The sequence below is a fragment of the Maribacter aquimaris genome, assembly GCF_014596745.1.
Lineage (GTDB): Bacteria > Bacteroidota > Bacteroidia > Flavobacteriales > Flavobacteriaceae > Maribacter_A > Maribacter_A aquimaris.
In genome coordinates this window covers 96,051-107,875 of sequence record NZ_JABTCF010000002.1, presented here as the reverse complement: position 1 = coordinate 107,875, position 11,825 = coordinate 96,051, and the positions used below count along the sequence as shown (strand labels likewise).

Annotated in this window: 10 protein-coding genes; 5 read left to right on the top strand and 5 right to left on the bottom strand. The window is 41.2% G+C overall.

The annotated features are described in order from the left end of the window. Positions 1-729 (bottom strand): polyprenol monophosphomannose synthase, encoded by a 729-nt coding sequence (locus HPE56_RS04630; RefSeq protein ID WP_109648783.1) that lies wholly within the window; start codon positions 727-729, stop codon positions 1-3. 134 nt (positions 730-863) lie between these two features. On the opposite strand from HPE56_RS04630, the gene HPE56_RS04625 reads away from it, so the two are divergent. From HPE56_RS04625 to HPE56_RS04615, 3 genes are read left to right on the top strand one after another with little or no spacing between them, the layout of a single operon-like run. Further along, positions 864-2,531, top strand: coding sequence for an ArnT family glycosyltransferase (locus HPE56_RS04625; RefSeq protein ID WP_188242610.1), 1,668 nt, complete (start codon positions 864-866; stop codon positions 2,529-2,531). Next, positions 2,531-3,187 (top strand): DUF4271 domain-containing protein, encoded by a 657-nt coding sequence (locus tag HPE56_RS04620; RefSeq protein WP_188242609.1) that lies wholly within the window; start codon positions 2,531-2,533, stop codon positions 3,185-3,187. Before HPE56_RS04625 ends, HPE56_RS04620 begins: the two co-directional genes overlap by 1 nt. A 5-nt stretch (positions 3,188-3,192) precedes the next feature. Further along, positions 3,193-3,939 (top strand): uroporphyrinogen-III synthase, encoded by a 747-nt coding sequence (locus tag HPE56_RS04615; RefSeq protein WP_188242608.1) that lies wholly within the window; start codon positions 3,193-3,195, stop codon positions 3,937-3,939. Between the two features lie 90 nt (positions 3,940-4,029). On the opposite strand, the gene HPE56_RS04610 is transcribed toward HPE56_RS04615, so the two are convergent. After that, a complete protein-coding gene (locus HPE56_RS04610) occupies positions 4,030-4,428 on the bottom strand; it encodes a DUF423 domain-containing protein (protein ID WP_188242607.1) in 399 nt (132 codons plus the stop codon). Positions 4,429-4,510: 82 nt separating this feature from the next. On the opposite strand from HPE56_RS04610, the gene HPE56_RS04605 reads away from it, so the two are divergent. Next, positions 4,511-5,884, top strand: a complete 1,374-nt coding sequence (locus HPE56_RS04605; RefSeq protein ID WP_188242606.1) for a saccharopine dehydrogenase family protein — start codon at positions 4,511-4,513, stop codon at positions 5,882-5,884. Between the two features lie 47 nt (positions 5,885-5,931). Further along, on the top strand, positions 5,932-6,402 hold the full coding sequence (locus HPE56_RS04600) for an Lrp/AsnC ligand binding domain-containing protein (RefSeq protein ID WP_188242605.1): 471 nt from the start codon (positions 5,932-5,934) through the stop codon (positions 6,400-6,402). 47 nt (positions 6,403-6,449) lie between these two features. On the opposite strand, the gene HPE56_RS04595 is transcribed toward HPE56_RS04600, so the two are convergent. The 3 genes from HPE56_RS04595 to HPE56_RS04585 form a co-directional block, all read right to left on the bottom strand. After that, on the bottom strand, positions 6,450-7,145 hold the full coding sequence (locus HPE56_RS04595; RefSeq protein ID WP_188242604.1) for a zinc metallopeptidase: 696 nt from the start codon (positions 7,143-7,145) through the stop codon (positions 6,450-6,452). A gap of 126 nt (positions 7,146-7,271) precedes the next feature. Next, a complete protein-coding gene (gene ald / locus HPE56_RS04590; RefSeq protein WP_188242603.1) occupies positions 7,272-8,372 on the bottom strand; it encodes an alanine dehydrogenase in 1,101 nt (366 codons plus the stop codon). A 275-nt stretch (positions 8,373-8,647) separates the two neighbouring features. Further along, positions 8,648-11,683 carry a leucine--tRNA ligase gene (locus tag HPE56_RS04585; protein WP_188242602.1) on the bottom strand — a complete coding sequence of 1,012 codons (3,036 nt, stop codon included), beginning with the start codon at positions 11,681-11,683 and terminating at the stop codon, positions 8,648-8,650. Positions 11,684-11,825: the final 142 nt, after the last annotated feature.

Here is an 11,825-nt window from a genome sequence, read left to right as displayed (position 1 = left end):
TCAGAATTGATTTTTTTGGAAAATACTTTTAAGCTTCATTTTCATAACCCCAAAAACGGCCTCACTTATTATTGAAGAACTCATTTTTGATTTCCCCTTTTCCCTATCCTTAAAAATAATCGATACCTCCTCTATTTTGAATTTTTTAAGGTGGGCCCTAAATTTCATTTCAATTTGAAAAGCATAGCCTACGAACCTTACGGAATCCAGATTTATGCTTTCGAGCACATGTCGTCTATAACACACGAACCCGGCTGTTGGGTCATGAACACGCATTCCCGTGATCAATTTCACATAAAACGACGCCCCATAGGAAAGCAATATGCGGTACAACGGCCAGTCAACGACATTAACCCCTTTTTTATAACGGGAGCCCACTGCGACATCAGCCCCGCTTTCACAAGCCTTATGCAATCGCAAAAGATCGGTTGGGTTGTGTGAGAAATCGGCGTCCATCTCAAAAATATAATCATATTTCTTGGCAATCGCCCATTTAAACCCGTGAATATAGGCCGTACCCAATCCTGATTTTTCATGACGCACTTCCAAAAACAATCGATCGGGGAATTCCTTTTGCATACCCACCACATGATCAGCTGTGCCATCGGGTGAATTATCATCAACAATCAGCACATGAAAATCTTTCTTCAACGCAAAAACAGCCCTTATAATCGCATCAATATTCTCAATCTCATTATATGTGGGGATAATGACCAAACTACCTGCCATAAACTTCTTTCAATTTACACAAAAATAGTCTTTTAAACGCTTTTGGGAAATTCGAACTTCCTATTTATCATTTTTTTTAACCTTTTGGTTACCATGTAGAATTTGTAATTTTACGCGCAAACCAACAATCATCAATGTCATTGAAATTACCTAAACTATTTTACTACCTGTTGGGATCCATATTGGTCCTTAACCTTTTACAGGCCAACTTCACAGAACTGATTTTCGATGAAGCCTATTATTGGCATTATGCCAAAAACTTGGCTTGGGGGTACTTTGACCACCCTCCCATGGTAGCCCTAATGATTAAAATCGGTAGTTATTTCTTCGATGGCGAGTTAGGGGTACGTTTTGTTAGTTGCCTCTTATCGGCCGGTACTTTTATTTTATTGTGGCTGGCCATCGATAATCCCGACAAGAAAAAATTTGTGCCTCATTTTTTTGCCCTCGTTTTCTCGATGACCTTGCTCAATGCCTACGGATTTTTCACCTTGCCGGACACTCCGTTGCTTTTTTTTACCGCATTGTTCCTATTGGTATACAAGCGATTCATTAAAAAACCATCATTTGTCCTTGGGATTGTGTTGGGTATGATCATGGCTGCACTCATGTACAGTAAATACCACGCTGTCCTGGTAATTTTCTTTGTGCTGCTCTCAAACCTTAAATTGGTCGTTAACAAATATGCATGGCTGGCCGTAATCACCGCTTTATTATGCTATTCCCCCCATTTTTTATGGCTATATGAACACGATTACATCTCCATAAAATATCACCTCTTCGAACGTCCCAATGCCCCATATAACTTCAACAAATACACTTTGGGATTTTTGGTGAACCTAGTGGCGATATTCGGACTTACATTCCCGTTCGTTTACTATGCCCTGGCAAAAAGCCGTGCCAAGGACCTATTTACGAAGGCCCTTCTTTATTTAACGTATGGTGTCTTGATTTTCTTTTTTATATCGAGTTTCAACCGACGGGTGCAGACCCAATGGATCATCGTTGTTTCAATACCTATGGCCATTCTTGTCTTTTCCTATATGTTGGAGCACGAAAATGTTCGGAAATGGCTTTTTAGGCTTGCCCTTATAAACATTGCCATTATCCTCATTCTTAGGGTCGGCTTAATTTACGAGCCATTGTTTCCCATTCACTACGAAACACACGGCAATAAAGCCTGGATGTCACAGATACAGGAAAAGGCAGGTGACAACCCCGTGGTCTTTGAAAACTCATACCGCAATGCACCCATGTATGCATTTTATACAGGAAAAACCTCCTATTCCCTGAACAACATCAACTATCGACAAAACCAATATTCAATAGATAATTCGGAAGAAGCGGTACAACACAAGAAAGTGCTCTATATTTCAAAATACCTCGACAAAAAGGACATTGCCTTCCCTAAGGACAGTGGTAGTGTGTATTATGGTATGTTTATGGACGATTTTGAATCCTTCAGAAAATTACGCTGTATTGTCGAAGATGAAAAATTCGAATTGAATGATGAAAGGCATGTGGTAAAGGTGTATAATCCTTATGACCAGGATATTGCCTTGAAGAAATTAAAGTTCGCCATTGCCTATTTGAACGAAGCAAAGCAATTTAAAGAACTTGTTGGGGTAGACATGGTTCCCGAAAATGCACAATTAATGCATCTTTCTTCAAATGATTCCACACTTTTCACGTTTAAACTACCAAAGCCGAAGAAAACCGACGCCCCCAAATATTTTAAAATTGTAATTTCTGAGAACGGTTTGCGATACGGCTTGAACAGTAAAACGATAAAATTGGACTAATGGAGGCCATTCTTCGAAATACGATTACGAACGATTGGATAACCATCTTGGTGGTGCTAAGCCTTCTATTCTTGGTTTTGGCGAAAAATGTGTTTTATTCCCGATTTTTGAATTTCATCATACTTCCTTTTAACAACAAGTACATTTTCATGTATAACAAAAAGGAGAAACTGATGAATTGGTTTAATCTGTTTTGGGGCCTGTTCCTCATTATCAACTTTTCCCTTTTTATATACCTGGCCCTGAATATTATACTGGAAAACGACCATTCCAGTAAGACTTTGGCCTTTCCGTGGATTTTAGGGGCCGTTATCGTATATATCTTCCTCAAATTAGGATTGCAGTTGGGTAATGGATACATTTTTGGCATTAAAAAAATGATTACCGAGGTCCTTTTCAAGAAATTGTCCTATTTCAATTACAGTGGCATGATCATGTTTTTGGCCAACATCATTCTAACTTACATCCTATTAGGCTCCAAACCTGTGGTATACGTGGCCATTCTTCTAATTTTATTGATAAACATAATCGGCTGGATCACAATCCTGAGGAATCATCAAAAATTGATCACAAGCTATTTTTTCTATTTTATTTTGTACCTTTGCGCTCTTGAAATCGCACCGTTAATCCTCATCGGGAGCTATCTAAAAGACTAGGATTTATGAAAATAAAGACAATTTTGGTATCGCAGCCTGAGCCTAAAATGGAAAATTCCCCATATTCCAGACTCATTGACAAGGAAAAAGTGAAAGTGGACTTCAGACCTTTTATTCATGTTGAAGGGGTTGATGCCAAAAGCGTTCGACAACAAAAGATAGATTTAAAGAATTTCACGGCCATCATTCTTTGTAGTAGAAATGCTGTAGACCATTTCTTTAGGATAGCCGATGAAATGCGTTTCAAAGTACCGGACTCCATGAAATATTTTTGCCAGTCCGAAGCGGTTGCCTATTATTTACAAAAATATGTAGTCTATAGGAAACGTAAGATTTATGTAGGTAAAATGCATTTTATCGACCTTCTTCCTTTGATCAAAAAATATAAGGATGAAAAGTTTCTTCTTCCTTCCTCCGATGTCTTAAAATCACATGCACCAGAAGCCTTGGATGAACTGGGTGTTGACTGGACAAGGGGTATCTTTTACAAAACAGTTATCAGCGATCTTTCTGATTTGAGGGATGTATATTACGATGTTTTGGTCTTCTTTAGTCCATCAGGAATAGAATCATTGCTTAAGAACTTCCCGGATTTTGAACAAAAGGACACACGCATTGCCGTATTTGGAAATTCCACAGTGAAGGCTGCCACAGGGGCTGGTCTGCGCATCGACATCAAAGCGCCGACACCCGACACGCCGTCAATGACCATGGCGCTTCAAAAGTATATAACCACGGTAAATAAAAAATAAACATCAGGCCTCAATTTTGAGGCCTTTTTTATTACATAATACCGCCAAGCCCAATATCCACACCAAACGCATAAGAAACACCGAGCCATACTACTGACCCACCTTCGGGTTACCCTTGATCACCCGATACGCCAACACCGTCCAACCCACAATCAGTAAGGTTCCCCCTAACGGGGTCAACAAGGCTATTTTTCTAAAATCGAAAGCGACCAATGCATTGATTGCCAAAAGGTAAATCGAAAACGAAAACAACACAACCCCAATAAGTATAAAGTAAAACACGGTTTTCTTCTTCTCTTCCCCCACAAAACGCGTATTCGCCAAAATCATCAGGAACAAGGCATGGTACATTTGATACCGAATACCCGTTTCATAGGTCTGTATCGCATCTGCATCAACCATCTTTTCCAAACCGTGCGCCCCAAAAGCACCCAAAATAACAGCAAGCACCCCTAAGAGAATACCTGTACAAAAAATTGTTTTGTTCATAACTTAATCTGCCTAATTATTTATATATATCACAATTTGATACCTTAGTTAACCGTTTTAACCGTAAAAGTAATCAAAGTTCATGTTGCGAAAAATACTTGTTTTAGGTGCCGGTAAATCAACTTCATATTTACTGGACTACTTTTTGGACAAATCCATTACCGAAAAACTGCACCTAACCATTGGCGACATACATCCAGAAGGGATTCCTTCTTCGGTAAAGGACCACCCCAATTGTACAGTAATCCATTTAGATATACTAAAGAATGACGATCGCAAAAAGGCCATTAAAGACAGTGACATTGTGGTCTCCATGCTACCCGCCCGTTTCCATATCAAAGTAGCGGAGGATTGCGTCGAACTGAATAAAAACTTAGTTACCGCCTCCTACATCAGTACTGAAATCCGGGCCCTTGATGAAACCGTACGGAAAAAAGGCCTCATCTTCATGAACGAGATCGGTCTAGATCCAGGAATCGATCACATGAGCGCTATGCAGGTCATTGACCAAATTACGGATCAAGGTGGAAAAATAATACTGTTCGAATCGTTTACCGGAGGCTTGGTCGCCCCCGAAAGCGACAATAACCTCTGGAACTACAAATTTACTTGGAATCCTAGGAATGTTGTCCTGGCCGGACAGGGTGGCGCGGCAAAATTCATTCAGGAAGGCACCTATAAATACATACCCTACCATAAGCTATTTCGACGAACCGAATTTTTCGAAATAGAAGGATACGGCAAGTTCGAAGGTTATGCGAATCGTGATTCCCTAAAATACCGTAAGGCATACGGATTACAGGATGCCCTTACCCTTTACAGGGGTACAATGCGCAGGGTGGGCTTTTCCAAAGCATGGAATATGTTCGTACAGCTGGGCATGACCGATGACAGCTATACCATTGAAAACTCAAAAGGAATGTCATACCGTGAATTCACGAATTTATTCCTGCCTTATTCCCCAACCGATTCGGTTGAATTGAAGCTAAGACATTATCTGAAAATAGACCAGGATGACAGCAAATGGGAAATGCTATCCGAACTGAATATTTTTGATGCAAAAAAGACCATTCCCTTAGACCATGCCACCCCGGCACAAATCCTACAATTGATACTTGAAGATTCTTGGACCTTGGATGAAGACGACAAGGATATGATCGTGATGTACCATAAGTTTGGCTATGAACTCCATGGTAAAAAATTGCAGATCGATGCCAATATGGTCGTCATTGGCGAGAATCGCTTTCATACGGCCATGGCCAGAACGGTGGGACTCCCGGTTGCCATTGCCACCCTATTGATCCTAAACGGTAAGATCAAGACACCCGGGGTCCAAATACCTATAGCCAAGGAGGTCTATGACCCTATTTTAAAGGAATTGAAGAACTATGGAATCAATTTTAAGGAATACGAAGTACCGTATTTAGGCTACAATCCGGATAGTGTAGGTAATTAACATTGCTTTCAAATTTCGTATTTTTACTTTCATTCTGAAATGTAACCATGAAATCTGACGATAAAAATGTTAAAATCGATGGCATTGACAAGGAAATCCTAAGGTTTCTAATGAATGATGCCCGGAAACCCGTTCTTGAAATTGCCAGAAGCATCGGTATCTCCGGTGCCGCAATCCACCAACGCTTACGAAAACTGGAAGCCTCGGGGTTATTGTCTGGCTCTAAATTCATCATCAACCCAAAGGTATTAGGCTACACCACAATGGCATATATAGGCATCTACCTGGATAAGGCCATGAGCAATCCTGTCGCCGTAAAGCAATTGGAAAAAATCCCAGAGGTTTTGGAGTGCCATTACACCACCGGAAATTGGTCGATCCTTATCAAAGTACTCTGTAAGGATAATGAGCATTTAATGCATGTATTGAATAAAGAAATACAACAAATCGAAGGTGTCTCAAGAACGGAAACCTTTATTTCCCTAAACCAACAGATCGACAGACAGATCACCATATAAAAAAAGACGCCAGTGGGCGTCTTTTCCATATTATTGTTGGGAGATTATTAATCCCTACCTCCCAATACTTGCAATCCCCAATACACCAAAGTGGCCAAGGAACCAATGGCTGCCACCAAATAAGTACGGGCAGCCCACTTCAAAGCATCTTCCGAACCTTTGTATTCTTCCTGTGTCACTATATGTTTAGCCTTTAGCCATGCCAATGCCCTATTACTGGCATCATATTCAACGGGTAAGGTGATAAAACTGAATAAAGTGGCCATACCCATCATCACCAATCCTGCAACGGCTACCCAATATCCGAATCCTACCCCAGCAGCCGCACCGAGCATCAATCCACCAAAAACAACCCACATAGACATTCCTGAGGTAACACTGACAATAGGTACCAACTTAGACCTTAAGGTCAACCACTCATAGGCTTGGGCATGCTGAACGGCATGGCCACATTCATGGGCAGCCACAGCCGCAGAGGCAGCGTTTCTTTGACTATATACGCCTTCGCTCAAATTAACGGTTTTATTCTTTGGATTATAGTGGTCCGATAACATTCCCGGAGTGGAAACCACCTTTACATCCCTGATTCCATGATCGGCCAACATTTTCTCTGCAATCTCAGCCCCGCTCATTCCATTTTGCAAATGCACTTTGGAGTAGAACTTAAATTTACTTTTCAGTTTACTGCTCACCAGCCAACTCACAAGGGCAATGGCACCAATCAATATATAATATCCCATCATAACTTTTCTGTTTTTACTATTATCAACTAAAATACTAAAGTTTCCCATCTTTAAAGGATGGATACTGTTTAAAACAAAAACCCCGCCAAAATTGACGGGGTTGATTTTACTGACAAAATGTACTTTTTATGCCATTGCAGCATCCCAACCGAAGGCTTCTATGATTTCTTTGAAAATAACTTCCCCTTCAACGATGTTCAACCCCTTTTTCAAAGATCCATCTTCAGCACAGGCCTTTCTCCATCCCTTATTGGCCAAGGCCAAAACATAGGGCAAGGTCACGTTGGTAAGGGCCACTGTAGAAGTATACGGTACAGCACCCGGCATATTGGCCACTGAATAATGAACCACATCATCTATAATATAAATAGGATCTTCATGGGTAGTAGGCCTAGTGGTTTCCACACAGCCCCCTTGATCTACCGCAACATCGACGATTACCGTACCAGGATGCATTGTTTTTAGCATGTCACGGGTAATCAAATTAGGGGCTTTGGCACCTTTCACCAACACCCCACCAACGATTAAATCGTGGGTTCTTACATGCTTTCGAATATTATATTCATTAGAAAATTCGGTAACCACATGACTAGGCATTACATCATTGACATACCGCAGGCGTTTCATGTTGATATCGAGGATTGTGACATGGGCCCCCAAGCCAGCAGCCATTTTAGCGGCTTGGATACCAACGATCCCGGCCCCCAAAACCAATACCCTTCCCGGAGGAACACCAGGTACCCCCCCTAATAATACACCACGCCCTTTCTTAGGTTTTTCGAGATATTTGGCCCCTTGTTGAATGGCCATTCGACCGGCAACTTCGGACATAGGTGTTAATAATGGCAACGTACCCTCCTCATCCTCTACGGTTTCATAAGCAATACAAATTGCCCCACTTTCGATCATCGCCTTGGTTAAAGGTTCACTCGACGCGAAATGAAAATAGGTGAATATTACCTGCCCTTCTTGAATAAGGCCATATTCCTCTTCAATGGGCTCCTTCACCTTTACGATCATCTCGCTCATACTATATACCTGACCAATAGTATCCAAAATAACGGCGCCTACCTGCTTGTAGTCTTCATCGAAAAAGCCACTACCTTCCCCAGCTCCGGTTTGCACAAATACCTTATGGTCCTTATGAACCAATTCAAAAACACCGGCAGGCGTCATGCCCACCCTACTTTCATTGTTCTTAATCTCTTTTGGAATACCTACTGTCATAGTATATGGTTTTAGATTATGAAGTAAAATTGTGATTATAGTTTGGAATAAAAAAATTATTGTTACAAATATAAGGGGTGTATCCGTTCAACTACATATTTTTTGATATTATACCCCTATTATTTTAGGGATACATTCATTTTTTTAACCTTTTATAAGATTGTTTATCATTTTAATAGGGGGTATATTACTTAATCATTAAAAATTCGTTTACACATAAAAAAGCCGCTTTCCCCAAAAATGGAAAGCGGCTTCCTGTTCTAAAACCTTATCTTTTATTCTACGATATTCACGATCTTACCCGGAACCACAATAACTTTTTTAGGGGTTCTACCTTCCAGTTGTTTTTGTGTTTTTTCGTGTGCCATCACCGCAGCCTCGATTCCATCCTTATCCAGATCCAAAGGCAATTCCAACATAAAACGCATTTTACCATTGAAAGAAATAGGATATTGTTTACTGCTCTCGACCAAGTGACTCCCATCAAAAACAGGGAAAGGTGCCGTAGCGATCGATTCGTTATGTCCCAATTGCTCCCAAAGCTCCTCGGCAATATGGGGGGCATAAGGGGAAACCAATATCGCCAAAGGCTCCAAAATGGCCCTGCTGGTACATTTTTGGGCGGAAAGTTCGTTCACACAGATCATAAAAGTCGACACCGAGGTGTTGAATGAGAAATTCTCGATATCCTCCTCAACCTTTTTAATGGTCTTATGCAAGGTCTTAAGATTATCCTTGGTTGGTTCGGCATCATTGAACTTGGCTCCCTTTTCATCAAAATACAAACGCCACAATTTTTTTAAGAATCCGTGTGTTCCCGTAATACCGGCCGTATTCCACGGTTTGGACTGCTCTAAGGGCCCTAGGAACATCTCGTACAAACGCAGACTATCCGCCCCGTATTCCTCACAGATCTCATCCGGACTCACCACATTGTATTTGGACTTGGACATTTTTTCGACTTCGCGGCCAACAATGTATTTTCCAATATCCTCTTTTAAAAATCTAGCATTTTTATATTCTAATCGCCATTCTTTGAAAGCTTCAATATCCAATTCATCCGATGCGTTTACGAATGACACATCTGCATGAATTGGATAACAATATGATTCAAAATCAGTAAGGAAATCAAAAGTTCTATCTATAATATGATTAGGATTCAAACTATGATATTCATCAATCAACTCATCAACAAAACACTTTAACTGCTTTTTTTGAGAATCAGATAAATTAGACCGACAATCATAAATAGATTTATTTATAAATATTGCCTCAAAAAAAGAAGAATAAGCTTCTTTATCCTCTTCAGTTGTTTTATTCTTCTCATCACGAAGATTAAATCCAAATGGTAAATTTAGAGAATACACAAAAGCACTCGTCCCCGTGATCATCCCCTGATTGATCAATTTTTTCGCAAACTCATCCTTGGGCACCAAACCTTTATCGAACATGAACTTTTGCCAAAAACGGGAATACAACAAATGCCCCGTAGCGTGCTCACTACCGCCAATATATAAATCCACATCTTGCCAATAGTTGATGGCATCCTTGGAAAAGATCTCATTGTCGTTGGTAGGATCCATATACCGATTAAAGTACTGGGAACTACCCGCCCAACCGGGCATGGTGTTCAATTCCAACGGAAATACATTTACATTATCAATCAATTCATTTTTAACTACTTCCGCTTTGAGGCGATCCCAGGCCCAAACCGTCGCATTGCCCAAGGGCGGCTCACCGGTTTCGGTAGGCAAATACTTTTCAACTTCGGGCAAGGTTATAGGCAAATGCTCTGCATCGATCATTTGCGGTAAACCATCTACATAGTACACTGGGAAAGGCTCTCCCCAATAGCGTTGCCGACTGAATACCGCATCCCGTAATCGGTAGTTTATCTTTCCTTTACCCTGACCCATTTTCTCCAACTCAAAAATGACCCTTTTTACGGCTTTCTTATACGGCAATCCGTTTAGAAAATCCGAATTGGCGATTACCACCGAGCCTTTATCCGAAAAAGCCTCTTCAGAAATATCGACTCCCTCAAAAATATTGGGAATGGGAATATTGAAATGCTTCGCAAAATCATAATCACGCTGGTCCCCACAAGGTACGGACATCACCGCTCCCGTACCATAACCCGCCAAAACATAATCACCTATCCAAATAGGGATAGGTTCCTTGGTAAAAGGATGCTCCGCATAGGCACCCGTAAATGCACCTGAAATGGTTTTCACATCGGCCATACGATCACGTTCCGAGCGTTTGGCCGTAGCCTCAATATACGCTTCTACCTCAGCTTTTTGCTCCGAAGTAGTGATTTCAGAAACCAAATCGTGTTCTGGGGCCAGGGTCATAAAACTAACCCCGAAAATAGTATCGGGTCGCGTGGTAAACACCTCTATGGGGTATGTCTTTCCTACCTCCCCGGAAGTGACCGTATGGAATGTTACCGAAGCCCCTTCACTTCTCCCGATCCAATTGGTCTGCGAATCTTTTAAGGGTTGTGGCCAATCGACCTTTTCCAGACCGTCCAACAAACGCTGGGCATACGCCGTGATCCGCATGCTCCATTGGGTCATTTTTTTGCGAACCACAGGATGGCCCCCACGTTCCGAAACCCCGTTTACAATCTCATCATTGGCCAAAACCGTACCCAAACCAGGGCACCAATTTACTTCGGTTTCCGCCAAGTACGTTAATCGGTATTGCAATAATATTTCTTGTTGCCTTGAGTTCGAGAAACCTTTCCAATCGGTTGCGGAGAATTCGACGATATCATCATCACATACCGCATTTACATTTGAATTCCCTTCTTTCTCGAATTGGGCGATCAATGTCTCAATATCCTCAGCCTTGTCCGAATCCTTATTGTACCAAGAATTGAACAACTGAATGAAGACCCATTGGGTCCATTTATAATATTTTGGGTTTGAGGTACGTACCTCCCGGCTCCAATCAAAAGAGAAACCGATCTTATCCAATTGCTCCCGATACCGTTTAATGTTGGTTTCGGTAGTAATGGCCGGGTGCTGTCCTGTTTGAATAGCATATTGCTCGGCTGGAAGTCCGAAAGAATCATACCCCATCGGATGTAGCACATTAAACCCTTTGTGGCGTTTGTACCGGGCATAAATATCACTGGCGATATACCCTAACGGATGTCCGACATGAAGTCCGGCCCCTGAAGGGTAAGGAAACATGTCCAACACATAGAATTTTTCCTTATCGGAATTGTTCTCTGCCTTAAAAGTTTGGTTTTTGGCCCAAAATTTCTGCCATTTGGCCTCAATTTCATTGAAATTGTACTGCATGTCTTATCTTTCTTAACTATACTGGACAAAAATAAGTTTAATCCTTGAAAGGGAAAAGATTATATGGACTTACAATCTGAGAATATTGGGTATGGTTTTCCGGATTGTGAAGATTATCTTTGGTATCCATCAGTTGCAGATT

What these genes read in the sequence shown, in the direction of transcription:
- HPE56_RS04630 (WP_109648783.1), bottom strand. Translation starts at nt 729, where the DNA reads ATGGCAGGTAGTTTGGTCATTATCCCCACATATAATGAGATTGAGAAT.
- HPE56_RS04625 (WP_188242610.1), top strand. Translation starts at nt 864, where the DNA reads ATGTCATTGAAATTACCTAAACTATTTTACTACCTGTTGGGATCCATA.
- HPE56_RS04620 (WP_188242609.1), top strand. Translation starts at nt 2,531, where the DNA reads ATGGAGGCCATTCTTCGAAATACGATTACGAACGATTGGATAACCATC.
- HPE56_RS04615 (WP_188242608.1), top strand. Translation starts at nt 3,193, where the DNA reads ATGAAAATAAAGACAATTTTGGTATCGCAGCCTGAGCCTAAAATGGAA.
- HPE56_RS04610 (WP_188242607.1), bottom strand. Translation starts at nt 4,428, where the DNA reads ATGAACAAAACAATTTTTTGTACAGGTATTCTCTTAGGGGTGCTTGCT.
- HPE56_RS04605 (WP_188242606.1), top strand. Translation starts at nt 4,511, where the DNA reads ATGTTGCGAAAAATACTTGTTTTAGGTGCCGGTAAATCAACTTCATAT.
- HPE56_RS04600 (WP_188242605.1), top strand. Translation starts at nt 5,932, where the DNA reads ATGAAATCTGACGATAAAAATGTTAAAATCGATGGCATTGACAAGGAA.
- HPE56_RS04595 (WP_188242604.1), bottom strand. Translation starts at nt 7,145, where the DNA reads ATGATGGGATATTATATATTGATTGGTGCCATTGCCCTTGTGAGTTGG.
- ald (WP_188242603.1), bottom strand. Translation starts at nt 8,372, where the DNA reads ATGACAGTAGGTATTCCAAAAGAGATTAAGAACAATGAAAGTAGGGTG.
- HPE56_RS04585 (WP_188242602.1), bottom strand. Translation starts at nt 11,683, where the DNA reads ATGCAGTACAATTTCAATGAAATTGAGGCCAAATGGCAGAAATTTTGG.